Raw genomic sequence first — 26499 nt, 5'->3', positions numbered from 1 at the left:
GATTTACCTTGTGACCATAGCTGCCACATCGTTTCCTGTTGATGATACGTAAAACTTCGTTTTGAGGGTTGATAATTCATGAGCTCACTCCAAAATGTAAACTATACAATTTAAGTGTTGCTTTCACCCATTGAATCTCCATCGGCCTATTTTGCGAAAAGAAGCTCGACCGCTGACCGAAAGATGGCGACATTTGTCGATAGCAACAAAATGGAATATGGGGTCGAGCCAATCTACAATGAAAGCGGGAAGGTATTGGCGTTGCTCGTTGTACGGTCGATCGGTTGATGAAGAAGCCTGGAATACAAGGCGTTCGACGTGGCAAAGAGTGTTAGACAATCATTGCGGACGATTTGCTTGGCCGGCCAACAGACAAGGTTAACAAGCAATTTGAGCTGCCCGGCTCAATAACTGTGGGAGCGGATATTACATTAGTAGCGAGTGGGTGGCATGCAGCCACATATGCAGAACAGTTTGTTAACGGATGTACTAACGATGGCATGGTTCAGACGACAACCAGAGGCGAGATTAAACAACTAGGCAACTTGCCCGGCGGTGTAACCCGAAGACCAAGCCCACTGAAAATTAAATCCACCCAAGTGGCCGGTCACATCGACCACCTCTCCGATAAAATACAGCCCCATTATGCGCTTGGATTCCATCGTTTTGGATGATAATTCATGTGTATCAACCCCCCCAAGCGTCACTTCCGCCTTTCTATAACCAACTGTTCCAGTGGGAGTAATATTCCAATTATGAAGCTTATCCGCAATCTGACGTAATTCAACTTCACGATATTGGTTCATGGGTTTTACAGTCATAGACAACTGAACAAGTGTTGCCGAACACCAGACTTGCACAAAACGTTTAGGTAAATAACGCGCCAGGAGATTAGGTAGCAGCATTGCGCTATGTCTGTGCGCCAGAAAAATCTGCTGCACATCTTGTTGCGGCAACAGATTGATATGGATTAACTCTCCCTGTTGCCAATAGGAAGAAATCTGTAAGATGGCTGGTCCACTCAAACCACGGTGCGTAAATAATATGCTTTCACGGAATGCGCTGCCCCTACAACTGACTTCAGCATCCATCGCTATGCCTGGAATATCCTTAAAAAGGATAAAATCTTCAACTGCAAAAGTCAAACCGACCAAAGCAGGACGCAAGGATGTGACACGAATACCAAATTGACTCGCAATTTGATAACCTAATGCACTAGCACCAATTTGCGGAATGGACAAACCACCTGTGGCAATTACCAACGAGCTCGCTTCTATTGTATTGCGCTCAGTTGTCAGTACGAATTTGCGCTCGGCATGTTGGGTCTCTTTATCTGCGGGGAGATACTCCACTTGCTTTAGCTGAGAAGGCATTTGCCAGTCCACCCTGGCTGCCGCGCATTCACGCAGCAACATATCAATGATTTGTTGGGAGCTGTCATCACAAAACAATTGCCCTAATTTTTTCTCATGGTAGCGAATACCATGCTTCTCAAGCAGCGCAATAAAATCCTGGGGTGTAAAACGAGCAAGTGCAGAACGGCAAAAGTGAGGGTTGCTGGAGATAAAATCTTCCGCCCTGGTATAACGATTGGTAAAATTGCAACGGCCACCGCCGGAGATACGGATTTTTTCAGCCAGCTTACGAGCATGATCAACCAGCATGACACTACGACCCCGTTTACCAGCTTCCATAGCACACATCATTCCCGCAGCGCCTGCGCCAATGATAACCACATCTTTGGAGATTTTTTTCAAGAACATTGATCGCAATGCATGCGTCAGGACTTTCTGACACAAAAAAATTTCTTACTCAGACATCATATCCAAACGCGTTGCTATCATCATGACAATAAACAGAAAGAGTGACAAGCCAACACGGATAGCCAAGGATCTGACCATGCGTGTCGATTGACCTTTATCTTTATACATGTAATACAGAGCCGATCCCAGGCTATATAATATAAGGAGAAATATTACCGCTGCGAAGATTTTCAATGGTTTGTCCCTACTAGAAGTTGAATTTTTCGAAGTTTAGCCGAGTTTTGCTGATTGTCCAATGACAATTTAATTATAAAATTCCATCCATTTTCAGCATCAATAAAGTCATTTTTAAACAGATACTTTGTTTCAACACTCATCAATTAGAACCCAAAATGCAATATTCAACGCGCTTGCCACCTGCTATTTTCTTAATGGGTCCCACCGCAAGTGGCAAGAGTCAAATTGCTCTGGATATTGCTGAAAATTTCCCAGTAGAGATTATCAGCGTTGATTCTGCCCAGGTTTATCGCCATTTAGATATCGGAACAGCCAAACCCGATCCAGCAACCCTCATCCGAGCACCTCACCACCTGATTAATCTAATCGACCCAAACCAACACTACTCGGCAGCATTATTTCGTAATGATGCATTAAAAGTCATGCATGAGATTACACAGCGCAATAAAATTCCATTACTTGTAGGTGGCACCATGCTTTATTTCCGGGCACTGCAAGATGGCCTTTCGATATTGCCCTCAGCTGACAAGAGTCTTCGCCTGAAGCTTGAAAACATGGCTAACGAATTGGGCTGGCCGGCCATGCATCAAAAGCTCGAAGAACTGGATCAGGAAACCGCGGCACGCATCAAACCCACAGATAGTCAACGCATTCAACGTGCTTTGGAAGTCTGTTATTTAACTCAGCAACCCATGTCAGAGATTCTCAAAACTCCCAGAGAAGCAGACTTTCCTTACTGCAAAATAAGCATTGCACTCATCCCCAGTGATCGCAGTCAACTGCACCTACGCATCGCAGAACGTTTTGAAACAATGTTGAGTCATGGATTAATTGATGAAGTTCGATCCATCCGCCAACAATTTTCACTCGACATGGAATCCCCGTCAATGCGTTGTGTCGGTTACCGACAAACCTTCCTTTACCTGGATAACAAAATAAATAGTACGGAATTACATGACATGGGCGTTGCTGCCACCCGTCAATTGGCTAAGCGACAACTCACATGGCTCCGCAGCATTAAAGCAGATGAAGTGAAGGATTTTGATTGTTTAACGAGTAATTTAACCACTCAAGTAAAACACTTTTTACATGCAGTAATCGAGAAACACTCAATTTAAGCGTTTAAAACGCTTTGTCATGACTACATTATAATAGCACCAGCTTGTCTATATCCTACCTGTAGCGTTATGATTCCATACATGACAGAGGGGATAAACAACATAAAGTATAAAAAGTGACTGCCATAACACAATTACGTTACAACATTCGCATACAATTTCAAGAAAATCATCAAAAGGAAGAAAACATTATGCAAACTCGTTATGAATTATTTATTTTCTACATACTCCTCATGAGTGTACTTGTACTGAGTGGTTGCGAAAATTATGCAGAAAAAACACATGAATCCTGGATCACACCACCGCCTGGCGCTGTTTATGATGACTCTACCATTTTTGCACGCATTACCTTAGCCCTTCAGTCAGACCCAATTTTACAAGGCACTAACGTCGAAATTAAAGTCAATGATGGCAGCGTAGTTCTAAGTGGCACGGTCAGAAATGAAGATCAACTGACGCGCGTTAATATGCATACTTGGATTGTAGACGGGGTAAAAAAAGTTGATAACCAGATTGTCAAAAAATAACCATCTATCCAAATAAAAATCCCCGTTTAAGGGGATTTTTATTTTATTTCTCAGACAAAATTCTCAAATCCCTCGCAGTAACTCATTAATACCCGTTTTTGATCGAGTTTTAGCATCAACCTGTTTAACAATCACCGCACAGTAGAGACTGTATTTTCCATTTTCAGCCGGCAAATTACCTGAGACCACAACAGATCCAGGGGGAATACGGCCATAACTGACTTCCCCCGTTTCGCGGTTATAAATTTTTGTACTCTGACCAATATATACACCCATGGAAATCACTGAATTTTCACCGACAATCACCCCTTCCACAACTTCTGAGCGTGCCCCGATAAAACAATTATCCTCAATAATCGTAGGATTTGCCTGAACCGGCTCCAACACACCTCCGATGCCAACACCGCCGGACAAATGCACATTCTTGCCAATTTGCGCACAGGAACCTACCGTTGCCCAGGTATCGACCATAGTACCTTCGTCCACATATGCGCCAATATTGACATAAGACGGCATCAGAACCACATTGTTGGCAATAAACGAACCTTTGCGTACGGCTGCAGGCGGCACCACACGAAAACCGCCGTCACGAAAATCCCTAGAACTGTAATCAGCGAATTTTGAGGGTACTTTGTCAAAATAGTTAGAGAAACCGCCTTTGATAAAACTATTGTCTTCAATACGAAATGACAACAGCACGGCTTTCTTGATCCACTGATGCGTCACCCAATCGCCATTGATTTTCTCGGCCACACGCAATTTGCCGCCATCGAGCATATTGAGCACTTGTGCGATAGATTCCTTCAGATTGGCATCGACATTGCGCGGGGTAATATCAGCACGGCGATCAAAAGCTTCTTCAATGATGGTTTTCAATTCATTCATAATTCTTCCTAATAATTTAAATTCAGCTCAGTTGAATCACCAAGCTATTGATTCTATTCATGGCCTCGACACATTCCTGCGGAGAAGCAACCAGTGCAATCCGCACATAATCTTTTCCCGGATTCATGCCATGCGCATCACGTGCCAGATAACTGCCCGGCAATACCGTGACATTATAATCTTGATAAAGCCGTTTGGTGAATTCAGTATCACTGACCGGTGTTTTAATCCACAAATAAAACCCCGCATCCGGCATCTGCACCGCCATCGTATCCGACAACAGTGCTATCGATGAAGAAAATTTCTGCGCATATAAACGACGATTCTCAACCACATGCGTTTCATCACTCCAAGCAGCAGCACTCGCCGCCTGAGCGGCTGGATTCATCGCCGAGCCATGATAAGTCCGGTATAGCAGGAATTTTTCCAGTAGTGTGGCATCTCCGGCCACATACCCAGAACGTAACCCAGGCACATTGGAACGTTTCGACAGACTATTGAATACCACCAAACGCGGGAAACCAGATCGGCCCAGTCGCTGCGCGGCATCCAGCGCTCCTAAAGGGGGATTTTTTTCATCAAAATAGATTTCCGAATAACATTCATCCGAGGCAATCACAAAACCGTATCGATCGGACAACGCAAACAATTCCCGCCATTCATCCAGTTCCATCACGCCACCTGTTGGATTATTGGGCGAGCACACATAAATCAACTGCGTGCGTGACCACACTGTGCCAGTCAATTGTGAATAATCCAGTCTGAAACGATTTTCCGGCAATGTGTTAATAAAATAGGGCGTAGCGCCTGCCAATAGCGCAGCCCCTTCATAAATCTGATAAAAAGGATTGGGACAAACCACCGCCGAATGATTGGCACTGGGATCAATCACTGCCTGCGCAAAAGAAAACAAAGCTTCACGGCTGCCATTGACGGGAATGATTTCTGTATCCGGATTGATGCCGGGCAGGTTAAAACGTCGTCTAATCCACGCCGCGATGCTATTCCTCAGGGCCGGTGTTCCCTGCGTGGTTGGATAAGTGGATAAACCATCCAGATTATCTATCATCGCATGACGAATAAAATCGGGTGTCGCATGTTTGGGCTCACCAATCTGCAAATCAATCGGGTGCAACACAGTATTGCGTATCACCCCTTCAAACAATTGACGCAGCTTCTGAAAAGGATAAGGTTGCAGCTGACTCAGATTTGGATTCATTCGCTATTAGCCGCAGTGCTTAGTCATAAACTGTCACACTGATTGCCCCGGGAGATTAGGATTATTGTTTTGTGTATGGATTATAAAACGCGCTTAGAAGAATGACCAACTTAAATAGTAAAGTAATAATGTAGTAGCGCCAGCTTGTTTGGTTTCTAACCACGATTGATCTTCAGTGCAGTTCATCAATGCGCATGATCGCCTGGCGGCGGCATAATCTCGCCCTCTTGATTGAGCTGGGTCAATTGCAGCGTTAAAGCACTGATATTCTGCCAACCAAATCCTTCAAACTGAGCAACCCATCGAGCGCGCAAATATCCAAAGCGATCAGTTACAAACTCCATATGTGTTGGAAACATACCTTTTCTAGACAGATCGGGAACCGTTCTAATGCGCCGGTATAACCAGTAGCTGTCTTTGATTTCTGCCCAACCTTCAGTGACTACTGGGAAAGGAACAATACTGACAACTTGCTGCAATTCCTGTTCACCAAGGGCATGGATTGGTACCGCCAGAATCTCTGTATTAAGCGCCTTTATCCTGTCATAAGCTGCGGCCAGTTGGAAAAAACGTTCCTTCGCTTGCGGCCAAGAGAATAACACCAGCACCACATTTTTTTGCAAGCGAAAATCTTTTAAATTGCCATCGGAACCATCACTTGCAGAATAATTAAATACTGGTGATGCAATCACCGGACTCTCTGGAACGATCATGGTTCCTAGTAAGCGCGCATCAAATCCGCGCGACAACGCGTGGAGAAAATTGATAAGATCCCAGCGGTCTTCTTCGGACAAAGACGCAGCAAAACCCGGCATTTTTGTTCCCGGAATACCGTGCGATAGATAGTGAAAAACATTGCCCACGGTATATTTCGCCGTATGCTCCTCGGTCAAAAGGTCCGTTGGATCCCTGACCTCCGGATCGACGACGGTACCAGTTCCTTTGCCTTGCGGGCCATGACAGTTCACACAATGTTCACTAAACAACCGGAACCCATTTGAGATTGAAATCGTATCGAAAGGCACGGTTGGTTTCAGATAAGTTTCAGGATAAGCCTCAATGGCCAAAGGCGGCAAAGCGATCGCCATTGAACTGATTCCCAATAAACCCGGAACCAGAATTCTTTTCATTCTGTTCCAGTTATTTTTTGCGCCCAGCCAAACCGTACCCAGTGCAACAAAAAATAGCACAACACCTGACCATACCATTTCCTGCACATTCGGCTCATCCCATGTCGCATTGATCGAGAAACGGAACGGATAAGGCCAATTATCGATCACCGTATGCTTGGCAGGAAGCGTATTAGCCAGGATAGTTGCAATCAGAACCAGTAATAGCGCCAGAATAAATTCGATGCCGACCCATTTCTTTAAATGAATAACACTTTCACTATTCTGTCGCGCATCTCCTTTGGAAAGCATAGGAAGCCACTTATTACGCACCTGAAAGGCAATCACCAGAATAATTGCCAAAATACTCAGCTTGGCATTCAATAACCAGCCATAAGGACTGGAAACCAGCGTGTGATAAAAGGTCTCAACCAAACGATCGGTTACAATCAGACCAGTCGCCACCAGTAACACCATCACGGGTAACGCAATTGCCGAGAATTTCTTCAGATAATTTGCAATTGCCAGATTGGATGGCTTTTCCACTTCGCTATGATTGCTGTACAAAATAAACAGAAAGGCCGGCAATGCACCGAACCACACGCCAGCAAACAGAATATGCAACGCATAAGGTACAACCGCCTGAAACGACATTTCATCCGCGCTGGAATGACTCATGAGCGTGCCTGCGATCAAAGGAAGCGACGCGACAACAGCCCACAAAAAATAATGCCATCGTTCCCGGTGAATACGCCGAAACAACAAAATAACACCCAATAACACGCACGCCAGAAGCGCGCGAGCCACCCAGATATGTCCAATTTGTGTTTGCTGCACAATTTTCAGCCAAGCTTCAGGATTCCAAAAATTGGCTAAATTCGCGGTTGCTTCACTCGTTGTGGTAGCCAAAATACCGATGAGTCCCAGCAAGACCACACCCGCCATCCACGGAAACACTCTCTCCAGTCGGATAACCCACGGCGTCTCAAATACAGTTTTTTGCGACCCGATAATGGCAAAAAAAACGCAACTTCCAAACAAGATCAAATTGGCAGTCAGTTGCGACCACCGGATAAATGCAGCAATGATTTCAATCATGGTTTTTACAATAGGAATGTTATGGTTACTTCGATAGCGTCAGCATCTCAGGAGTTTTCCGGACATGCAACGCCGCAAAAAATTTGGAGTCTTCAGATTCAACAAAATATCCGTATGGCATTTTACAGAAGTGCCATAGCCTAACGTAGCGCCGCATGATATTCAAGGCATTTTGAGCCTATCCACCAGTCATATGGGAGCGTATTCATTGACCCAGATTGCCTGAATGAGGGTTTGATTCGTACTTCTCGAGAATAAAATTCGCTTGTGCATCCTGCGCCAGTTGCTTGACGAGATAAGGCATCACCGCTTGCAGTATCCCATAAAGAGTCCACGGTGGATTGAACACAAACATGCCGCTGCCATGCATACCAAAGCCGCTTTTATCCGGCGCCTGCACACTGAGCGCAACATGCAGCCAACTTCTCACGGGGAGCCGCTTGAACTGCTCAGGCAATTGTTTTGCCTCAATGCGCTGCAACTGCGGGTACCACACCGCATAGATACCGTTGGCAAAACGCTTCAATCCTTCACCCAGCGCTGAGATGACGCGGCGATAATCCTGTTTATCCTCGTAAGGCGGATCGATCAACACCAGCGCGCGACGTGATGGCGGGGGCAGCAATGCCTTCAATGCACCGAAACCGTCGGCACTCTGCACTTGCACCCGCACCCGCTCGGCGGCGAAGTTTTGCTGAAGGATTTCGCTATCCGCCGGATGCAACTCGAACAGCCGCAGCCGGTCCTGCTCGCGTAACAAGTGTAGGGCGAACATTGGTGAACCGGGATACAGCTTCATCTGCTTATCCGGATTGATGCCTTTCACCAGCAACACATAATCGGCCAACGAATCCGGCAGATCGTCACGATCCCACAAGCGGGCGATACCGTTCTCGTATTCCGCGTTTTGTGCAGCAAAACCGCGATCCAGCGCATAGCAGCCCGCGCCAGCATGGGTATCGATATACCAGAACGATTTATCTTTCTGCATCAAATAGCGCAGCAATTGTACTTCGATCAAAAGCTTCAGAACGTCGGCGTGATTGCCCGCATGAAAGGCGTGTCGGTAACTCAGCATGGATTGGATTGAAATTTTCCCAGATTTACATCTTCAGACTGCGCTGATGCTATCAGCTTTTGCTGGGTTATTGTAAGAAAACAAAGTGTTTTGACATCCTGATCTTGCAACAGCCGTATCGAAAGTTATCAAGCATTGTTGCAATGATCGGTTGAATCTCCAGTCATTTGATTGGCGGCAGTAGTTTCAACAGCTAACACCAAACCATTGTTATTAACCAGTGTATGCTGTTTATAACCAAAAACAGATTTACCACCTTTCTTAACCCAGCGTGCTCCTGTATCGATACCGGGCTGAATCACTTCACAGGATCGATAGTAACCAGGTGTGCCAAGCACATCAACTACCTTGGGTGCGTTGGAACTGGTGTAATCCATTGGACATCCATCCACCCAGCGGGTGAATAACCCAGAAACTTCCAAAAACTCGGCAAAAAACGGTAATTGCCCCAGTGTTGTGGCGCTTCCGCCTTCATCCCAGAAAACGTGAAACCGGCCACCAGGGGTGGCTGCGCTTTGTTCAGCCGCCGTTTGTTCCGTCTTCTGCAAAGTAGTATTGATCGCCTCGACCAGTGTCTTCTTCTTAAATCTAATTTCACCCATTGGGTGAGCCTCCTATTCTGTCGCAAACCCTTACCAGAAATACATTTGTGGCAATCTTACTGGAATCAACTGAGGAAAATAGGATAACGCGCATGGCTGCTTTCGCATCTTCTTCATCGTCACGATCTTCCCGGTCAGCAACCACTTCATACGATGGCCTGGTTTTTGGTTTACGCGGGCTGTGCGTGATACTGGCGTTGACATGACAGCCCTGAGTCACCATGATGTCATGCTCCTGGATCTGTTGATTGATCTTCTCCAGCAAACCATCCCATGCATGTGCTTGTGTTAATCGTGTCCTGAAACGAGACAGTACCAATGATCCGGAACATCGTCTTCCAGACTCAGGCCCAAAAACCGCATCACGTGCAGATTCGCGTTAGCCATGTCTTCAACTGATTCATCACTGAGTCCACCGTGCCAGATTCCTGTCAGCAACATTTTGAACAGCAGCAGACCGGAATAGGCAGGACGGCCTGCGGCATCAAATGTGGGGGAGTAATGTTCAGCGATTGCTTTTTCTATCGGTGTACAATCAATCAGGTAATCGATTTGATTGAGAAAGTTTCCTTTGCGAGTGCGGCGGGTGACATCAAACTCTGAAAAACTCATATTAATTAACTCAACAATATGATTAAAAACATTATCATATTATCCGCACCTGAAAATGACTCTAGCCGTGCAAAATTCTCAAATTATCAGTCATTTTATATAAGTAGCAAAATCGATTTACTCTGTCTTTTCTTTTGGTTTATTACTTTTATGTACTATCACGCAAAACCCAATTGTCAATTATGTCCAAAAGCTAAATTTCGAGTATACTGCCCCGCTGCAAGAATTATCCAGTAAAATAAAAAATTGATCTGGAAGCAATGCGTTAACACAGAATAAGAATTCTACATTTATAAATAATGAATTGGCATTTGCCAGGGAGAACATATGTACAAGCTATTACCAAGCATTTTACTATTTTTGATACTTACCATGCCGTATAGTGTCTTTTCCCACGAAGGGGAAGAGCATGTGGACGATGAACCCGCTGCGGCCTCTCCAGCACAATTAGAGAGCGGCAATGGGTGGCGAGTTATTCGTTCGCTGGAAATAGGCACTTCCGGAAAACTCGTTCATATGGTACTTATTGATCATAGTGTGTATACAGATAAGACTATTTATAGCGCAGCTATCAATAGAATTTGTCCTCCCGATGCCGAATTTTGCAGAATCAGATTCTGGAGTCAAGAGCGTTTTATACCGGAAAAAGTCTCTCTAACAACCGAACAAAATAAACATTTGAGAGCTGACTATTTAGTGAATAAGACTGCAGGCACCCATCATTTACGTTGGTCTTGCAGCGTTGATCCTGATAAGAAACATTGCTTCTAGAATTAAAACGCCGCAATTACACGCAATAAACCTGGATAAGTGGTGCAGAATAAAAGAAATGACGCTATTGTAATTTTAGATATGCAAAGCACGCTTATCCACGCCTAGGGCAGCCTCATGAAACACTTCCGATAGAGACGGATGAGCATGAACAATGCTAGCAATATCCTCACTACTGGCTGAAAATTTCATTGCCATTACCGCTTCCGAGATGAGCTCTGAAACATGTGGTCCGATCATATGAACACCCAATACACGGTCGGTCTTTTCATCTGCTAGTATTTTAATAAATCCGCTGGTATCGCCCATCGCACGTGCACGCCCGTTAGCGATAAAAGGAAACTGCCCGGCTTTATAGGCGATACCCGCAGCTTTCAATTCCTGTTCATTTTTCCCCACCCAGGCAATTTCTGGCGCAGTATAAATAACCCAGGGTATGATACTGAGATCGACTGCCTCATTCTCACTCACTTGCCCTTTCTCAAGGTGCATGATCATTTCGGCGACGACCACCCCTTCTTCAGATGCTTTATGCGCCAGCATTGGGCCGCGCACCACATCTCCCACTGCATAAACATTAGTCAGATTGGTACGACAGTATTGATCAACCGCAATAAATCCACGCTCGTCTAGTAGCAAGCCGTTATCATTAACACCCAGCCCTGTGGTATTGGGAATTCGGCCAATGGCGATAATTAATTTATCAACTTCTAAGCGCTGCTCCTGATTGCTAGAATCGTTGTAATTAACAACTACTGCATTCTTGGATGTTTTGATCGATTTTATGTTAATTCCGGTATTGATTTGCAAACCGGATTCTCTGGCAAATAGGCTCTTAGCTTCTTTGGCTACCTGTTCATCAGCCGCCACTAGGAATCCTGGCATAGCTTCAAGTATGGTAACTTCTGCCCCTAGCCGTCGCCATACACTACCCATTTCCAGGCCGATAACACCTGCACCGATAACCCCCAAACGGTTGGGTACTTCCGTTAACGCTAAAGCACCGGCATTATCCAAGATTCTGTCATTATCAATCGGGGCAAATGGTAACGATCGGGGTATCGAGCCGGTTGCTATGATGACATGCTTTGCCTGAACTGTTTCAGTACTACCACTATCGTCAACTTTTATCTGCCAAGTATTTGCGGACGTTTCTCGCTTTAATAGTGTTCCTTTGCCATGCATCGACTTAACTTTATTCTTCTTAAATAACGAGGCAATACCGGTAGTAAACATGGTAACAATTTTGTCTTTGCGCGCAATCATGACGGGAACATCCACGGATACATTTTCTGTTGTGATACCGTGAGCGGATAACTTGTGCTTTATATGATAATAATTTTCTGAAGACTCAAGCAGAGCTTTAGATGGGATACAACCTACATTTAAACAGGTACCGCCAAGACTCGCCTTACCTTTTGGATTTTTCCATTCATCAATACAAATCGTATTCAAACCAAGTTGTGCACATCGGATCGCCGCAACATATCCTCCTGGGCCCGCACCAATAACTGCTACATCAAACGTTTCTGCCATGATTAAAGCCTTATGAAAAATCTTATTAATGATAGGATGATTGTAAATTAAAACAGGAGGTATTATTTATGATTCGTTATTGATCAATAAACCACACGTCTACTGAAATGGCAGTTCCCGACTTTCGCATCCAATCGCACCAATCTCACGCACTGCTTGGACGTATTCGCCATTTTCGTGCAATTTTGTCAGTGAACCAAAATTATTCCTGGCGTGCATACGGGCAAGACGGGAAAGGCTTGTCGCCGGCATCTCCCACTGCAATCCGGTTAAAATTTCATCTGCACCGGCGGGATTATTGCAAACCAGTATCATGTCACAGCCTGCGGTGAGCGCAGCTTGTGCCCGCAAAAACATTGATTCCAGATAATCACCAGCGCCACGCATACTCAAATCATCACTAAATATGCACCCTTCAAATTGTAAGTCTGTACGTAAAATTTTTTGCAGCCAGATTGTTGAGAAGCCAGCAGGTTTTTGATCGATTTCAGGATAAATCACATGTGCCGGCATTATTCCAGCCAATCCTGAATCAATCATGTGCTGGAATGGAATGAGGTCATTCATTTCGATATCGATGTACCGGCGCTGATCAATTGATTTTTCCAGATGCGAATCGGTTTGGATATAACCGTGACCCGGAAAATGTTTGCCTATCGCCAGCATGCCGCCTTTTCTGAGGCCAACCATCAGATTGTGTGCGAGATTTGAAACTGCATTGGGATCATGATGGAAAGCGCGATCACCGATGACACAGCTTTGTCCATGATCAAGATCCAGTACCGGCGTGAAACTAAAATCCACACCGCAGGTGTTTAATTCCGCAGCCAGAACAAAACCAACCTGTTTTGCAAGATGACGGGCACGGATGGGTTGTTTATCCCAGATTTTCCCTAGTTCACGCATGGCGGGCAATCGCGTAAAGTCTTTCTGGAAGCGCTGAACCCGGCCACCTTCGTGATCAACTGCAATCAGTAAATGGGGATTTCGTAACGCATGAATCTGCTGCGTTAATTCCGTCAATTGACGATTGTTGGAGTAATTTCGTGCGAAGAGTATGACGCCACCCGTGAGCGGGTGCAAGAGTCTTTTTATGTCATCTTCGGTCAGCTGTGTACCGGCGATATCGAGCATCACTGGCCCAAGCGACATAATTACTTCTCCAGTACAACAAAAGCGCAAGCCATATTTATTTCATCACTGATGGAGAGATGATGTTGCGTAATACCTTTGTCGTTGATTAATTGATTGAGATCAGGATGAAATTCAAAAAACGGTTTTCCAAAGCTATCATGGGTAATCGTAATATAAGTCAAATTAACCGGATGGCGTAAACCTGTTCCCATCGCTTTAGACAACGCCTCTTTGGCAGCAAAACGGCTGGCTAGAAACAAAACGGGTTTACTGCTTGAGTGATATTCCGCCCATTCGCTATCGGTTAATATACGTCGCGCAAACCGTTCTCCAAAACGATCCAGAGACTGTGCAATCCGAGACGATTCTACAATATCAGTTCCAATGCCATAGATCATTCACGCGCCTCAAGCATGAGTTGCTTCATTTCATATACTGCTTGCTTAAAACCAACAAAAATAGCTCTGGAAACAATAGCGTGACCGATATTTAGTTCGGATATTTTAGACAGAGAAGCAATTTGTTGAACATTTTCATAATGCAGACCATGCCCGGCATTTACTTTTAAACCAAGATCAATACCCATTGCAACTGCTTTTTTTACTTCAGCAAATTGCTTTTCTTGCGCTTCCGCAGTAACTGCATCGGCAAAACTACCCGTATGGATCTCAATGACGGGTGCACCAGCGCGAGCTGCTGCATCAATTTGTAGCGAATCGGCGTTGATGAAAAGTGAAACGCGTATTTCCGCTTCCCCCAATTTTTGGCAGACACGTTTGATTTGATCAAAATATTTCACGACGTCAAGTCCGCCTTCTGTCGTCAACTCTTCACGCCGCTCAGGCACCAGGCAAATGTCATGCGGCTTAATTTTAAGTGCGATACCAATCATTTCTTCAGTTACGGCACTTTCAAGATTCATTCTTGTGGTTAACCTGTCACGCAGAATCTCTACATCGCGATCCTGAATGTGGCGGCGATCTTCACGCAAATGCAATGTGATGGCATCAGCACCGGCTGATTCAGCGATCAGTGCCGCTTCAATTGGATCCGGATAGTTGGTTCCACGTGCCTGTCGTAATGTAGCCACATGATCAATATTGACGCCCAATTCAATCATAATTTATGTTTCCAAAAATGCAAGCCAGTAAGAATAGCTGAGATCCGATTATTCATAACCTAGATTTCTTAATACACTTTCACTATCAGCCCATCCACTCTTAACTTTAACCCAGACTTCCAGATATACTTTCCCCCCCACTAACAGCTCCATATCCTTGCGTGCCTGGCTGGCTATTTGCTTTAATTTTTCGCCTTTCTTTCCAATAATAATTGCTTTCTGATTCGGTTTCTCAACAAGAATTGTCGCATATATTCTGTGCAAATCGCCTTCTAGGCTAAATTGATCCACCACGACACTGGTTGAATAGGGAATTTCATCACCGACTAAACGGAACAATTTCTCACGAATAAATTCTCCTGCAATAAACCGCTGACTACGATCTGTGATTTCGTCCTTATCAAATAAGGGCTGATTAACTGGCAAATAGGTTCGGATTGAAGTAAGAAGCTCGGGCAATTGCGTTTTATGTATGGCGCTAACCGGTATAATAGCTGAAAATTCAAATGTCTCTGCCATCTTACTTAAGAATGGAAGCAATTGATTCTTGTCAGCCAGTCTGTCGATCTTATTCATCACTAAAATAACCGGAACATTCTTCGGAAGAATCTTTAGAGCAGCATGATCACGTTGATCAAAATGCATCGCTTCGATAACAAACAAAATAACATTTACATCTTGCATACTCTGCGTTACCACCCGATTCATCGCAGTATTTAAACGATTAGTATATTGTGTTTGAAAACCGGGAGTATCAACAAAAACAAATTGTGTTTGCGCATCCGTTAAAATGCCGTGAATCTGGAAACGAGTCGTCTGTGCTTTCTTGGATGTGATACTGATTTTTTGCTGCAGCAATTTATTCAGTAATGTTGATTTACCAACATTTGGACGACCAATAATGGCAATGTAACCAGTGCGAAAATCGGCCTCAGTGACCATTCTGACATATCATAACAAGTAACGTAATAACTTTCATATTAGGAATAATCTTGATGCGGACATGCTTCTTCATAAGCTAATTTAGCTGCTGCTTGCTCTGCACTACGGCGGCTCGCCCCTTCCCCTAAGGTGCGAATATTAAACATAGGTATCACACATTCCACTTTAAATTTCTGTTTATGTGCTTTGCCGCTGGTTGTAACCACCACATATTCCGGCAATGCCATTTTCTGGCTTTGTAAGAATTCCTGTAGTAAGGTTTTGGGATCTTTTCCTTGTGTTTTGAAATCAATACCTTGCATCAATGGCGCGTAAAGTGTCTTAATCACATCATCAGCCCGGGCATAATTACTATCCAGATAAATGGCACCCAATACAGCTTCCAGGGCATCAGCAAGAATGGAAGGGCGCTGACAGCCACCGCTCCTTAGTTCGCCTTCCCCTAACCGGATCAGCTTATCCATCTGCAGACTCAGCGCCATATCTGATAATGCCTGCTGATTAACAAAATTAGCGCGAAGCCGTGATAAGTGCCCCTCCGGCAAGTCCGGGAAATATTTATAAATTAGCCCGGCAATCGCACAATTCAATACAGCATCGCCCAAAAATTCTAGACGTTCGTTGTGAAATGCACTATGACTTCGATGCGTCAATGCTTCTTGAAGTAATTTAAACTGCGTGAAAGAATAGCCTATGCGCGTACAGTATGTATCCAGTAAAAATTGATAATTACTATGTAATGCGTCATTTAGCATCGTATTGCCTAGCATCAATCGCTGATGGGTTCAAAATCAATCGTTAATGACAGGTTGGCGATGAGTGGAATTTTTGTTGTATATTCTGCGCTCAAAACAATACGGCCATTCTCTTTATTGATTTTAATATCTTGCCCATTAATAGATTTAATATTATCAATCGGGGCACGTCGATTAAATAATAGCCTTATTTGGCTCAGATCCATATTCTGCGAATTAGTATCCTTGGCTATTGCTGTTAAGTTTTTTTGGATGGTGGAAAATTCAATATAAGCCGGGGCAATCTTCAAGCCGGAAATGGCAATCAAAATCAAGATCACAGACCACACTAGCAAACCCGATAAACTAATACCTTTTTGTTTTTGTAGCGTCTTGCGATACTTCATGCTTCCCTCCTCTCTCAAGAAAAAGCTTCAAGCGCTATCTAATGGGTAATCCAACTCGACCAAAATCACCAAAATTCCACCAAATAATAAAAGCTTTACCAACAATATTCTCTTCCGGTACGAAACCCCAGTAGCGGCTATCACTGCTGCTATCGCGATTATCGCCCAGAGTGAAATATCTTCCTGTCGGCACTTCACAAGTGAATCCTGTGCGATGATACTTGCAATTATCTCGAAATTCGAATTCCCTGACATTGGAATACTGAAGCCCTTTCACTTCCTGATTAATGAGAATCGAATGGCTATTTTCATTTAAGTATTCAGAAAATCTGTCGGAATAAATATATCCAAACCCCGATTCAACGTATTTGTAGTCTCCCTCGAATTCCATTCTTATCACTTCACCATTAACGATTAATTGTTTATTATGATAAGTTATAATATCACCAGGTAAACCAATAATACGTTTGATGTAATCAATCGATGGATCCTCCGGATAGCGAAATACCAACACATCTCCACGCTTGGGCTCATTCATATCCAGAATCTTTTTATTTAGGACTGGAAGCCGGATCCCATAGGTGTATTTATTGACTAGAATGAAATCACCGACTAATAATGTCGGTATCATTGAACCAGAAGGTATTTTGAACGGCTCAATTACAAATGATCGCAGACTAAAAACAATCAGGATGATTGGGAAAAAACTTTTTGGATACTCGATCCACCAAGGCTCACTTTCACCCGCAGCACGTTTTTCTTTCCAAAACAGATAATCTAATAAACAAATACTACCAGTAATTACAAGTAGTACAAACAGAATCAAAGGAAAATTCATTTTAATTCCTTTGGTAACACATTCGATATTGAATTAAAGCAATTCAGCTTTAATTCAATATCAGATAAAAGAACTCTATTTTTACTATTCATTATTTATTATCAACCTGCAAAATTGCCAGAAATGCTTCTTGCGGAATTTCTACGTTACCAACTCGTTTCATTCTCTTTTTACCTGCTTTTTGTTTCTCCAGCAACTTTCGTTTACGACTTATATCGCCACCGTAACATTTTGCCAACACATTCTTACGTAACGCCTTAACCGTCTCACGCGAAATAATGTGCGCACCAATCGCCGCCTGAACAGCGATATCAAACATCTGACGAGGAATTAATTGGCGCATTTTCTGCACTAATTCGCGGCCTCGATATTGGCTACTGCTTCGGTGGATAATTAGGGATAAGGCATCGACTTTCTCACCATTGATCAATATATCCAGCTTCACTAAATCTGAGGCGCGAAATTCTTTGAATTCATAATCTAATGAAGCATAACCGCGGCTGGTCGATTTCAAACGATCGAAAAAATCCATGACTACTTCGTTTAGAGGCATTTCATAGGTCAACATGACTTGCTTGCCCATATATTGCATATTCGTTTGATTTCCGCGCTTACTAACGCACAATGTAATCACTGCGCCAACAAATTCTTCCGGCACTAAGATCGTTGAAGTAATAATTGGCTCGCGAATTTCAGCAATTTTAGAAAGATCAGGGATCTTTGATGGGTTTTCAATTTCAATTATCGTGCCATCGCGCATCAGTATTTGATAGACCACTGTTGGTGCAGTAGTAATCAAATCCATGTCATATTCTCTTTCCAGCCGTTCCTGCACAATATCCATGTGCAACAACCCGAGAAAACCGCAACGAAAACCGAAACCAAGCGCTTGGGATACTTCCGGTTCAAAATGCAGTGACGAGTCATTCAGTTTCAGTTTTTCCAATGCTGAACGTAAAGCGTCATACTGGTTGGACTCGATCGGGTACAATCCGGCAAATACCTGTGGTTTTATTTCTTTAAAACCCTGTAACGGTGTTTCAGCTGGACGGATTGCTGACGTTACCGTATCACCAACTTTCGCTGCATTCAGCTCTTTGATGCCGGAGATGACAAAACCAACTTCTCCTGCACTAAGCGTTTCACGATAAAGTGATTTAGGTACAAATACGCCCACATGCTCGCACGTCTGCACTGCCTTACTGGCCATAAGTAAAATCCTATCCCCCGGTTTTAAGGTGCCATCCATAACTCTGACCAATATGACAACGCCAACGTAATTATCAAACCAAGAATCGATAATCAGCGCTTTTAACGGTGCACTGGGATCTCCCTTCGGAGCGGGAATCTTTGCAATCAATGCTTCTAAAACATCTTCAACCCCTTCACCGGTTTTTGCGCTGACTCTAACCGCATCCTGTGCATCAATGCCAATGACTTCCTCAATGTTGCTGATAACGCGCACGGGATCGGAAGCCGGCAAATCAATCTTATTTAAAACTGGAACAACCTCAACACCCTGCTCAATCGCGGTATAACAATTTGCAACCGTCTGCGCTTCAACACCCTGAGATGCATCCACAACAAGCAGCGCCCCCTCACATGCGGCTAAAGAACGAGAGACCTCATAAGAAAAATCAACATGCCCGGGTGTATCAATTAAATTCAATAAATATATCTCACCATTTCTTGCTTTATAGTGCAATGCAGCAGTCTGCGCTTTGATAGTAATGCCTCTTTCACGTTCCAAATCCATGGAGTCCAATACTTGCGCTTCCATTTCACGATCGGATAGGCCACCACATAAATGGATAATACGATCTGCCAATGTAGATTTGCCGTGATCGATATGTGCAATGATGGAGAAATTACGAATATGCTGCATCAGGATATGAAATATTAAAAATATGTTTCCAGTAATATGAAAATTTACATTGTAGAACCGGAAATTAGAATATTGAATTGGTAGTCAAAAGAGGCATCATCCTAGCCAACCTTGCCAAGATAGTCATCTAATGCTGCCACATCAAGAAAATAATGACAAATCATTTGGTTAGTTAATGGAGACATCAGCACTGGAATTTTCTCTCCATAACGCACAATCAGTTCTGGATCGGAGTCGATATCAACAACCTGAAACTCAAAAGATACTTGCGCTTGAAAATTTTTCAGAGCAACTATCATCTCTTGACAAAGGTGACAATCTTCACGTCCATATACGATGAGTGTTTTTATTTGATCCGAGGTAAAGGGAGGTGATTCAATTCTTTTTGTCATCATCAGTAAGTTTCATGGTAATGAACGTAGTAACATCCCCTCTTTTAACGAGTAAAGCGATATTTTTTCCACTTTTTACTTGTTTAAGCAATTCATTAAACTGCTCAACACTATTCACGTCTTTACTGTTAAATCCGAGAATGATATCTCCAATACGAACCCCTGAACGACTGGCAATACCGGACTGCATGTCTTCAACCAATAATCCGTTCGAGATTTCCAATTGTTTTTTTTGCTCGGCTGTAATTTCGCTTAAAGCCAGTCCAAGCCGGTTTGAAGTATCCGGTTTTTTTCCTTGCTTGAGTTTTCGGTTTTCTGCCGCTTCATCAGATGGTGTTTCGCCAACTTCGACTTTTACAGTTTTTAAAGAACCGTCTCGCCAAATCTGAATAGAAACTTTTGAGCCCGGTTTGGTATTACCGACTGTACGTGGTAAATCAGCTGAGGTTGTAATTCTTTTTTCATCAAACTGCACTATGATATCGCGCGCTTTGATTCCTGCCCGATCTGCTGGACCGCCTTTTTCTACGGTAACAACTAAAGCACCATTTCCATCAGAAAGACCAAATGATTCTGCTAATTCTTTAGTTACTTCTTGAATCATTACGCCAATTCTTCCACGGCTTACTTTACCGCTGATTTTTAATTGATCCGCAATTTCAGTCGCAACATTAATCGGTATGGCAAATGACAATCCCATAAATCCGCCAGTCCGACTATAAATTTGAGAGTTGATACCGACGACTTCACCTCGCATGTTAAATAATGGACCACCGGAATTTCCTGGATTGATCGCCACATCCGTTTGGATAAATGGCACATAATTTTCCTGCGCCAACGAACGTCCCTTAGCACTCACGATTCCAGCGGTTACGCTATGCTCGAAGCCGAAAGGCGAACCGATTGCAACCACCCATTCACCAACTTTAAGATTTTCTGGATTTCCTTGTGTGACTTTAGGCAAATCGGTTGCACTTATCTTGATTAATGCAATATCTGTTTTTCGATCAGTACCAATAATCTCTGCGACAAATTCACGTTTATCATTCAGCTTTACCGTAATCTCATCAGCAGTTTCAACAACATGCGCATTGGTCAAAATATAACCATCCGAACTAATAATAAAACCTGATCCTAAAGATTTAGGTTCAGATTTTCTTGGTGCGGGAAAGGGTTGCATATGCCGTTTAAAAAAATCATAAAAAGGTGAATTCTCAGGAATACCAGGTATTTCTGGAACAGCTTGATTATTCAATGTAGTAAAATTCTGTACGGCACTAATATTGACCACTGCTGCACCATGTTTTTCAACCAATCCAGTGAAATCTGGCAATTCATTAGCCTGTGCCAAAGCTGTTGATGAATAGAAAAATAATGTGATTAATATAAGCTGAAGCATGATTTTTATCCTCACAATAAACCTGTGCAAGTAGTTAACGTTTATATGCATGTAATTTACCGATCAATTCGGGGAATATATTCAATTCTCTAATCAGCGGAATGTATGAAGAAAAACGGGATATTTAACTGAATTCAGGCCAAAGCGCGCATAGTGACACGTCTTTGAATAATAAGCCAGCGTCAAATCAATTTCATTAATTTTTAATCCATGGCATAAATACAAATCTACATAACGCTCAATTGACAGGAACTCAATCCTTCTTGATGACAGAATCCCCGATTAATTTTATAGTTTCCAACGGAACCTCACCAACCGTTGTTATTTTATAACCGCTCAGTATACGAACATATATGTTAATTGCACCACGGCTTGTAAAGAACCCTGGCAACGATGCCGGAGCATCTTGCGTGATCGGTTCTATAAAAACAGAAACTGTTGCAAGTCCATCGGATAAAGCAATGTGATCCACCAATGTGGGTTTCTCAGCTAGATTACGTTTCATTTCAACTAGCTTCTTGAAACCAACAGGCAGACTCATAATTTGCCACTTCAATTCACCGGCTTTTAAAAAGGAAGTGATTAGATCAGTTACTTTCCATTCCTCTTGAACCATAGATTGATTCGGTTTCAATGAAGCGGAATGAATTTCTCCGTCAATTTCCAATTGTGCAAATGCAAATTGCTCAATGATTTCACTGCCATTTATTACTGCAGCTTTCAGTAACAAGCCCGTTTCAACATCAACCCAGAATTGATGACCATGACGCAAGGAATCTCTAGGTGTCAGCGACAGAACTTGACATTGATGGTCCGTTACCCGTTCAAGCCTGTCTTCTTTAACGTAATAATTTTCATCAATAACATTATCAAAAGGCTGAGGAAGAATATCAGGAAAAAACTTACGGAACCAACGCTTCTCCGTGTATATTCTTTTACTATCCGGCAGATAACATTTCATTTCATCGTTGTTACGAAAAACGATTCGCGGCGATCCATCTAAAACCTCGATTCTCTCACGCTCACTGATTGAATCAACCTTGTGAACAATACGTGATGTTTCTATATGGCCATCAGCATAGTAAACAAATGTCCCAGAATAATTGTGCCGACGTGGTGCATCGGCCATTCTCTTCAACCAATTAAGTGCACTTTCGGATGAACGGGGTAACTCTTGCGCGAATGCTGCTGAAAAACCAAATGCTAGCAATAAACACAGCGCGAATATTCTGCGACTAATCATCTACCATATCTTTCGTGATATTCGGTTACGCTATTAACATTAGTAACTTGCCCGCGCATCGTGACCCCTGGAGAGAATTCTCTATGTACAAACAGATAATCATTAATTTCGATCGGAGGATGGGGGTAGTAATGTATTGCTGACGGTGATGAAACTGGGATCGGTGCTATAGTTAAATTATGATTTGGCTGTTCAGCCATGATTATTTGCTGTGGGTCATGTAAATTTTGCATGACTAACCAAGCTGAGACCATCGCTATTACAGAGGCTGCTACTGAAAATGCATAGATTTTACGCTTCAGTTTTTTTTCTAAGTTAGAAATATTGGGAGAGAGAACGGTTGGTTCGGCTTTTAATTTCTGACTGACGTCAGAAGATATGTTCATTGCTAATTTAGATGATTGTCGTAATGTATCGCCGATCAAATGATAAGTTTCCCATTCCCCCTGTAAATCATCATCCTTTCTTATCGCTTCAATAATATTCGAAGCATCACGTTGATCAAGTTCACCATCCATTAATGCAGATATTTTACTTTTCACATTACCACCTCTTGTCTTTACTAGCCCCTAATAAAGGACGTAACTGTTCAGATATCGCTTCTCGTGCACGAAATATACGCGAACGCACTGTTCCTATGGGACAGTCCATAATATTCGCAATTTCTTCATAACTTAATCCATCAATTTCTCTTAAAGTAATCGCAGTGCGCAGTTCTTCAGGCAATGAGTCCAGTGTCTGATTTACAGTTTGAGCAATTTGTTTACTCATCAGTTCACTTTCGGGTGTATTCATTTCCTTTAATAAACCGCTATCCTCAAAGTCCTCAGCGTCTTCATTATCAAACCCCTGCAAAACAGGTAGCTTACGTCCCTGAGAGACTAGAAAATTCTTAGCAGTATTGATGCCAATCCGATATAACCATGTGTAAAAAGCACTATCTCCACGAAATGAAGGTAATGCCCTATATGCTTTAATAAAAGCTTCTTGCGTAACATCCTCAACTTCAGCTGAATCACGTATAAATTGCGATAACAAGCGAGCCAGCTTACGCTGATACTTAATAACTAGTAGATCAAATGCATGCTTATCACCGCCTTGAACTCTTTCTACTAACTGTTGATCGATCTCCCGATCACCCATACAAAACGATCCCTGAGCATTTGAATGAATTTATAATTTTATTCTTGTTCCGTTAAATGTAGCATAATGGCACAACAGAACAAGTATACATACCCAAACCAATCTCGGGAACTACGTAATTACATCTCACTTTTTTAAAGACAATTAACCCTATTAATTAGTTCACTATTTGATTTTCCGATATCAAAACAGAACAGAACCTTGAATAAAGGCATGCAGCGCAGTGAGTCTGTTATGATTCAGCCCTCTAATTTTTTAAATATCGCCCCCGCTTAATGTCTAAAAACAATTTTGACACACTGATCATTGGCAGCGGATTGGCTGGATTCACACTCGCATTGCATTTAGCGCAGCATAAAAAAATCGGTATCATCACTAAGCAAACAGCTGATGCAGGTGCCAGCTCATGGGCACAAGGCGGCATTGCAGCAGCATTATCAACTGATGACTCCCCATCTAGGCATGTTCAGGATACGCTAATCGCCGGAGCAGGTTTATGCGATGAGGGAATCACTCGCTATGTTGCTGAGAATGCGGCTACCGCAATACACTGGTTGATAGAACAAGGTGTCATTTTCACCAGCGATCAGAAAAATGAAACGGGCTATCACCTTACCAAGGAAGGTGGTCATAGCATGCGGCGAATCATTCACAGTGGCGATGCAACCGGAAAAGCTGTTCAACAAGCATTAATCCAGAAAATAAAAGCACATCCGAATATTTCCGTATTGGAACATCATATCGCGATTGATCTGATCACCAGCGACAAACTACCTGATTATGCGGATATGCAGCACAAACGATGCTTTGGCGCTTACGTGCTCGACAAGAAAAATGATCGGGTACAGACATTTACAGCACAAAACACCGTGCTCGCAACAGGCGGAGCCAGCAAAGTTTATCTCTATACCACGAATCCGGATACAGCGACTGGCGATGGAATTGCGATGGGCTGGCGGGCTGGTTGTCGAATAGCCAATATGGAATTTATTCAATTTCATCCGACCTGTCTTTATCATCCGCATGCAAAATCATTCTTAATCAGCGAAGCCGTCCGTGGCGAAGGTGGTTTACTAAAACTCCCTAATGGTGATCGCTTCATGCCCTGGCACGATCAACGCGCAGAGCTTGCACCCCGTGATATTGTCGCCCGCGCCATTGATTTTGAAATGAAAAAAAGAGGGTTGGATTGCGTCTATCTGGATATATCTCATAAACCGGCCAGCTTCCTAAAAGAACATTTCCCAACAATTTACGCCCGCTGCTTGGAACTGGGAATCGATATTACCAAAGAACCAATTCCTGTTGTTCCTGCCGCACACTACACGTGCGGCGGCGTTGTTACCGACAAGCATGGCAAAACCGACTTAAATAATCTCTATGCCATTGGAGAAACAGCGCATACGGGATTGCATGGCGCCAACCGCTTAGCCAGTAATTCACTGCTAGAATGTCTAGTATTGGCTCAAGCTGCAGGCAACGACATTCGCAATCAAGCCGCTAATGGATTACCAGAGCTGCCTGATTGGGATGAAAGCCGTGTTACAGATGCCGATGAAGAGATCGTCATTGCACACAATTGGGATGAATTACGCCGTTTTATGTGGAGCTATGTCGGCATTGTCCGCACAACGAAACGGCTACAACGCGCACAGCGTCGCATTGAGCTGTTACGAGAAGAAATCAATGAATACTACACAAATTTTCGTGTCACAAGCGACCTGTTAGAGTTACGCAATCTAGTCGACAGCGCCGATTTAATCGTACGAAGCGCAATGCTGCGTCACGAAAGTCGGGGACTACATTACAGTAAAGATCATCCAGATACATTGGCGATAGGCGAAAATACTGTGCTTCAAAGAGGAATTTTTTAATAAGACCTTCAAAGTTTGCTCGAATCGGCTTTACATTAAGGGTCTGGTAACATTTCACATAGGTAACCACAGATCTCCACATGCATTGGCACCATTGACCGAAAACCATAGTTTGTTGACTATGGACGCGTATGCTATCGCAGCCTGTTGATAGAATGATAGTTTTCGCGACCCAAGAGCCTTTCCATCAGTTTCCTCACTGGTGTACAAGTTCTTCTTTATGTTTTCCATTTGGCAGCATATCAACTTGCGATTCTCCGTGGTCTTGCCGCGGGGATAGGTGCAGGGCGTGCGGAGCAAATTTATTGCTGTCGAACAATCCGAAAAGACTTATTGATGCCAGATACCGTGTCTCGGTTTTCTGTCGATCGAGCCAAGCTTGTATGGAGAAATTACCGTTGGGTTTCAGTGGTTCGAGATAGCATTCGTATCCAGGAGATCATCCGAGCACAGCCGCCTCAGTCAACCTTTGATCTAGATATAAAAGAATGGAAGCTACCCTGAGTCGCATCGCAGGTTGATCTAAAACAAAAATCAATCAGTCCTTTCTTTTAAAATGACATAGCTCACTGGAACCAACAATAAAGTAATCAATGACGAGAATAAAACGCCAAACGCTAGAGTTGTAGCCATGGGTAGGATTTTTTCGGCATGCGGACTTTGCTCGTACATCAGTGGCAGCAACCCCGGAAATGTGGTTGCTGTGGTTAGAAATATTGCACGAAAACGTGTTTTACCTGCCACAATCACAGCTTTATATATTGGTGCTTTTGCCTGCAGTGTACTATTAATTTTTGCAACTAAAATTAAACTATCATTGATCACAATACTCC

At 43.2% G+C, this 26499-nt stretch carries 28 protein-coding genes; 4 read left to right on the top strand and 24 right to left on the bottom strand.

Annotated elements, in window-relative coordinates; translation table 11 throughout:
- Window positions 1-536 precede the first annotated feature (536 nt).
- Window positions 537-1763 carry an NAD(P)/FAD-dependent oxidoreductase gene (locus K2P83_RS05630; RefSeq protein ID WP_292927135.1) on the bottom strand — a complete coding sequence of 409 codons (1227 nt, stop codon included), beginning with the start codon at window positions 1761-1763 and terminating at the stop codon, window positions 537-539.
- A gap of 45 nt (window positions 1764-1808) precedes the next feature.
- On the bottom strand, window positions 1809-1997 hold the full coding sequence (locus K2P83_RS05625) for a twin transmembrane helix small protein (protein ID WP_292927133.1): 189 nt from the start codon (window positions 1995-1997) through the stop codon (window positions 1809-1811).
- A 158-nt stretch (window positions 1998-2155) separates the two neighbouring features.
- Here K2P83_RS05625 and miaA point away from each other — a divergent pair, with 158 nt between their 5' ends.
- Window positions 2156-3118, top strand: coding sequence for a tRNA (adenosine(37)-N6)-dimethylallyltransferase MiaA (gene miaA / locus K2P83_RS05620; RefSeq protein ID WP_292927131.1), 963 nt, complete (start codon window positions 2156-2158; stop codon window positions 3116-3118).
- Between the two features lie 191 nt (window positions 3119-3309).
- Complete coding sequence (locus K2P83_RS05615) at window positions 3310-3645, top strand: BON domain-containing protein (RefSeq protein ID WP_292927129.1); 336 nt, start codon at window positions 3310-3312, stop codon at window positions 3643-3645.
- Between the two features lie 63 nt (window positions 3646-3708).
- Here K2P83_RS05615 and dapD read toward each other — a convergent pair whose 3' ends face one another.
- The 7 genes from dapD to K2P83_RS05580 form a co-directional block, all read right to left on the bottom strand.
- A complete protein-coding gene (dapD, locus tag K2P83_RS05610) occupies window positions 3709-4530 on the bottom strand; it encodes a 2,3,4,5-tetrahydropyridine-2,6-dicarboxylate N-succinyltransferase (protein WP_013966865.1) in 822 nt (273 codons plus the stop codon).
- 22 nt (window positions 4531-4552) lie between these two features.
- Window positions 4553-5749, bottom strand: coding sequence for a succinyldiaminopimelate transaminase (dapC, locus tag K2P83_RS05605; RefSeq protein WP_292927126.1), 1197 nt, complete (start codon window positions 5747-5749; stop codon window positions 4553-4555).
- Between the two features lie 185 nt (window positions 5750-5934).
- On the bottom strand, window positions 5935-7956 hold the full coding sequence (locus K2P83_RS05600) for a CopD family protein (RefSeq protein WP_292927124.1): 2022 nt from the start codon (window positions 7954-7956) through the stop codon (window positions 5935-5937).
- 205 nt (window positions 7957-8161) lie between these two features.
- Window positions 8162-9034 carry a 23S rRNA (adenine(2030)-N(6))-methyltransferase RlmJ gene (rlmJ, locus tag K2P83_RS05595; RefSeq protein ID WP_292927122.1) on the bottom strand — a complete coding sequence of 291 codons (873 nt, stop codon included), beginning with the start codon at window positions 9032-9034 and terminating at the stop codon, window positions 8162-8164.
- A gap of 128 nt (window positions 9035-9162) precedes the next feature.
- Entirely contained in the window at window positions 9163-9636 is a 474-nt protein-coding gene (locus tag K2P83_RS05590) for a transposase (RefSeq protein ID WP_292927120.1), read from the bottom strand.
- Entirely contained in the window at window positions 9629-9955 is a 327-nt protein-coding gene (locus K2P83_RS05585; RefSeq protein WP_292927118.1) for a hypothetical protein, read from the bottom strand. The genes K2P83_RS05590 and K2P83_RS05585 overlap by 8 nt, the downstream gene beginning before the upstream one ends.
- The gene (locus K2P83_RS05580) at window positions 9925-10248 is read right to left on the bottom strand and encodes a transposase (RefSeq protein WP_292927116.1); all 324 of its coding nucleotides are present in this window, start codon (window positions 10246-10248) and stop codon (window positions 9925-9927) included. The genes K2P83_RS05585 and K2P83_RS05580 overlap by 31 nt, the downstream gene beginning before the upstream one ends.
- 327 nt (window positions 10249-10575) lie before the next feature.
- Between K2P83_RS05580 and K2P83_RS05575 the strand changes: the two genes are divergently transcribed.
- Window positions 10576-11019, top strand: coding sequence for a hypothetical protein (locus K2P83_RS05575; protein ID WP_292927114.1), 444 nt, complete (start codon window positions 10576-10578; stop codon window positions 11017-11019).
- Between the two features lie 75 nt (window positions 11020-11094).
- Here the strand turns inward: K2P83_RS05575 and lpdA are convergent, their stop codons facing one another.
- From lpdA to rpoE, 14 genes are all read right to left on the bottom strand, one after another.
- Window positions 11095-12555 carry a dihydrolipoyl dehydrogenase gene (gene lpdA, locus K2P83_RS05570; protein WP_292927112.1) on the bottom strand — a complete coding sequence of 487 codons (1461 nt, stop codon included), beginning with the start codon at window positions 12553-12555 and terminating at the stop codon, window positions 11095-11097.
- A 99-nt stretch (window positions 12556-12654) separates the two neighbouring features.
- On the bottom strand, window positions 12655-13707 hold the full coding sequence (gene nagZ / locus K2P83_RS05565) for a beta-N-acetylhexosaminidase (protein WP_292927110.1): 1053 nt from the start codon (window positions 13705-13707) through the stop codon (window positions 12655-12657).
- A gap of 2 nt (window positions 13708-13709) precedes the next feature.
- On the bottom strand, window positions 13710-14087 hold the full coding sequence (acpS, locus tag K2P83_RS05560; protein ID WP_292927108.1) for a holo-ACP synthase: 378 nt from the start codon (window positions 14085-14087) through the stop codon (window positions 13710-13712).
- Window positions 14084-14809, bottom strand: coding sequence for a pyridoxine 5'-phosphate synthase (gene pdxJ / locus K2P83_RS05555; RefSeq protein WP_292927106.1), 726 nt, complete (start codon window positions 14807-14809; stop codon window positions 14084-14086). The genes acpS and pdxJ overlap by 4 nt, the downstream gene beginning before the upstream one ends.
- Before the next feature lie 48 nt (window positions 14810-14857).
- On the bottom strand, window positions 14858-15751 hold the full coding sequence (gene era / locus K2P83_RS05550) for a GTPase Era (protein ID WP_292927104.1): 894 nt from the start codon (window positions 15749-15751) through the stop codon (window positions 14858-14860).
- Window positions 15752-15789: 38 nt separating this feature from the next.
- Window positions 15790-16506 (bottom strand): ribonuclease III, encoded by a 717-nt coding sequence (gene rnc, locus K2P83_RS05545; protein ID WP_292927139.1) that lies wholly within the window; start codon window positions 16504-16506, stop codon window positions 15790-15792.
- Window positions 16507-16520: 14 nt separating this feature from the next.
- The gene (locus K2P83_RS05540; RefSeq protein ID WP_292927102.1) at window positions 16521-16892 is read right to left on the bottom strand and encodes a DUF4845 domain-containing protein; all 372 of its coding nucleotides are present in this window, start codon (window positions 16890-16892) and stop codon (window positions 16521-16523) included.
- A 34-nt stretch (window positions 16893-16926) separates the two neighbouring features.
- Window positions 16927-17730 (bottom strand): signal peptidase I, encoded by an 804-nt coding sequence (lepB, locus tag K2P83_RS05535; RefSeq protein ID WP_292927100.1) that lies wholly within the window; start codon window positions 17728-17730, stop codon window positions 16927-16929.
- Between the two features lie 91 nt (window positions 17731-17821).
- Window positions 17822-19618 (bottom strand): translation elongation factor 4, encoded by a 1797-nt coding sequence (gene lepA, locus K2P83_RS05530; protein WP_292927137.1) that lies wholly within the window; start codon window positions 19616-19618, stop codon window positions 17822-17824.
- 98 nt (window positions 19619-19716) lie between these two features.
- On the bottom strand, window positions 19717-20010 hold the full coding sequence (locus tag K2P83_RS05525) for a glutaredoxin family protein (RefSeq protein ID WP_292927098.1): 294 nt from the start codon (window positions 20008-20010) through the stop codon (window positions 19717-19719).
- Window positions 19991-21406, bottom strand: coding sequence for a DegQ family serine endoprotease (locus K2P83_RS05520; RefSeq protein ID WP_292927096.1), 1416 nt, complete (start codon window positions 21404-21406; stop codon window positions 19991-19993). The genes K2P83_RS05525 and K2P83_RS05520 overlap by 20 nt, the downstream gene beginning before the upstream one ends.
- A gap of 253 nt (window positions 21407-21659) precedes the next feature.
- A complete protein-coding gene (locus tag K2P83_RS05515) occupies window positions 21660-22649 on the bottom strand; it encodes a MucB/RseB C-terminal domain-containing protein (protein ID WP_292927094.1) in 990 nt (329 codons plus the stop codon).
- Entirely contained in the window at window positions 22646-23191 is a 546-nt protein-coding gene (locus tag K2P83_RS05510; protein WP_292927092.1) for a sigma-E factor negative regulatory protein, read from the bottom strand. Before K2P83_RS05510 ends, K2P83_RS05515 begins: the two co-directional genes overlap by 4 nt.
- A gap of 1 nt (window position 23192) precedes the next feature.
- Window positions 23193-23792 (bottom strand): RNA polymerase sigma factor RpoE, encoded by a 600-nt coding sequence (rpoE, locus tag K2P83_RS05505; RefSeq protein WP_292927090.1) that lies wholly within the window; start codon window positions 23790-23792, stop codon window positions 23193-23195.
- A 275-nt stretch (window positions 23793-24067) separates the two neighbouring features.
- Between rpoE and nadB the strand changes: the two genes are divergently transcribed.
- Complete coding sequence (gene nadB, locus K2P83_RS05500) at window positions 24068-25666, top strand: L-aspartate oxidase (RefSeq protein WP_292927088.1); 1599 nt, start codon at window positions 24068-24070, stop codon at window positions 25664-25666.
- A gap of 534 nt (window positions 25667-26200) precedes the next feature.
- On the opposite strand, the gene K2P83_RS05495 is transcribed toward nadB, so the two are convergent.
- On the bottom strand, window positions 26201-26499 hold a 299-nt coding region (locus K2P83_RS05495; protein WP_292927086.1), incomplete at its 5' end, for an efflux RND transporter permease subunit.

Source organism: Nitrosomonas sp., assembly GCF_019752415.1.
In the GTDB taxonomy this organism is placed as follows: Bacteria; Pseudomonadota; Gammaproteobacteria; order Burkholderiales; family Nitrosomonadaceae; genus Nitrosomonas.
Note: the sequence above shows the minus strand (reverse complement) of the source record. Positions and strands in the feature narration are given on the sequence as shown.

What these genes read in the sequence shown, in the direction of transcription:
- pdxJ (WP_292927106.1), bottom strand. Translation starts at nt 14,809, where the DNA reads ATGATTGAATTGGGCGTCAATATTGATCATGTGGCTACATTACGACAG.
- K2P83_RS05540 (WP_292927102.1), bottom strand. Translation starts at nt 16,892, where the DNA reads ATGAAGTATCGCAAGACGCTACAAAAACAAAAAGGTATTAGTTTATCG.
- rpoE (WP_292927090.1), bottom strand. Translation starts at nt 23,792, where the DNA reads ATGGGTGATCGGGAGATCGATCAACAGTTAGTAGAAAGAGTTCAAGGC.
- nadB (WP_292927088.1), top strand. Translation starts at nt 24,068, where the DNA reads ATGTCTAAAAACAATTTTGACACACTGATCATTGGCAGCGGATTGGCT.
- dapD (WP_013966865.1), bottom strand. Translation starts at nt 4,530, where the DNA reads ATGAATGAATTGAAAACCATCATTGAAGAAGCTTTTGATCGCCGTGCT.
- K2P83_RS05615 (WP_292927129.1), top strand. Translation starts at nt 3,310, where the DNA reads ATGCAAACTCGTTATGAATTATTTATTTTCTACATACTCCTCATGAGT.
- K2P83_RS05515 (WP_292927094.1), bottom strand. Translation starts at nt 22,649, where the DNA reads ATGATTAGTCGCAGAATATTCGCGCTGTGTTTATTGCTAGCATTTGGT.
- K2P83_RS05575 (WP_292927114.1), top strand. Translation starts at nt 10,576, where the DNA reads ATGTACAAGCTATTACCAAGCATTTTACTATTTTTGATACTTACCATG.
- K2P83_RS05590 (WP_292927120.1), bottom strand. Translation starts at nt 9,636, where the DNA reads ATGGGTGAAATTAGATTTAAGAAGAAGACACTGGTCGAGGCGATCAAT.
- K2P83_RS05525 (WP_292927098.1), bottom strand. Translation starts at nt 20,010, where the DNA reads ATGATGACAAAAAGAATTGAATCACCTCCCTTTACCTCGGATCAAATA.
- K2P83_RS05600 (WP_292927124.1), bottom strand. Translation starts at nt 7,956, where the DNA reads ATGATTGAAATCATTGCTGCATTTATCCGGTGGTCGCAACTGACTGCC.
- K2P83_RS05580 (WP_292927116.1), bottom strand. Translation starts at nt 10,248, where the DNA reads ATGAGTTTTTCAGAGTTTGATGTCACCCGCCGCACTCGCAAAGGAAAC.
- dapC (WP_292927126.1), bottom strand. Translation starts at nt 5,749, where the DNA reads ATGAATCCAAATCTGAGTCAGCTGCAACCTTATCCTTTTCAGAAGCTG.
- lepB (WP_292927100.1), bottom strand. Translation starts at nt 17,730, where the DNA reads ATGAATTTTCCTTTGATTCTGTTTGTACTACTTGTAATTACTGGTAGT.
- K2P83_RS05520 (WP_292927096.1), bottom strand. Translation starts at nt 21,406, where the DNA reads ATGCTTCAGCTTATATTAATCACATTATTTTTCTATTCATCAACAGCT.
- K2P83_RS05630 (WP_292927135.1), bottom strand. Translation starts at nt 1,763, where the DNA reads ATGTTCTTGAAAAAAATCTCCAAAGATGTGGTTATCATTGGCGCAGGC.
- acpS (WP_292927108.1), bottom strand. Translation starts at nt 14,087, where the DNA reads ATGATCTATGGCATTGGAACTGATATTGTAGAATCGTCTCGGATTGCA.
- nagZ (WP_292927110.1), bottom strand. Translation starts at nt 13,707, where the DNA reads ATGTCGCTTGGGCCAGTGATGCTCGATATCGCCGGTACACAGCTGACC.
- rlmJ (WP_292927122.1), bottom strand. Translation starts at nt 9,034, where the DNA reads ATGCTGAGTTACCGACACGCCTTTCATGCGGGCAATCACGCCGACGTT.
- miaA (WP_292927131.1), top strand. Translation starts at nt 2,156, where the DNA reads ATGCAATATTCAACGCGCTTGCCACCTGCTATTTTCTTAATGGGTCCC.
- era (WP_292927104.1), bottom strand. Translation starts at nt 15,751, where the DNA reads ATGGTCACTGAGGCCGATTTTCGCACTGGTTACATTGCCATTATTGGT.
- rnc (WP_292927139.1), bottom strand. Translation starts at nt 16,506, where the DNA reads ATGCTAAATGACGCATTACATAGTAATTATCAATTTTTACTGGATACA.
- lpdA (WP_292927112.1), bottom strand. Translation starts at nt 12,555, where the DNA reads ATGGCAGAAACGTTTGATGTAGCAGTTATTGGTGCGGGCCCAGGAGGA.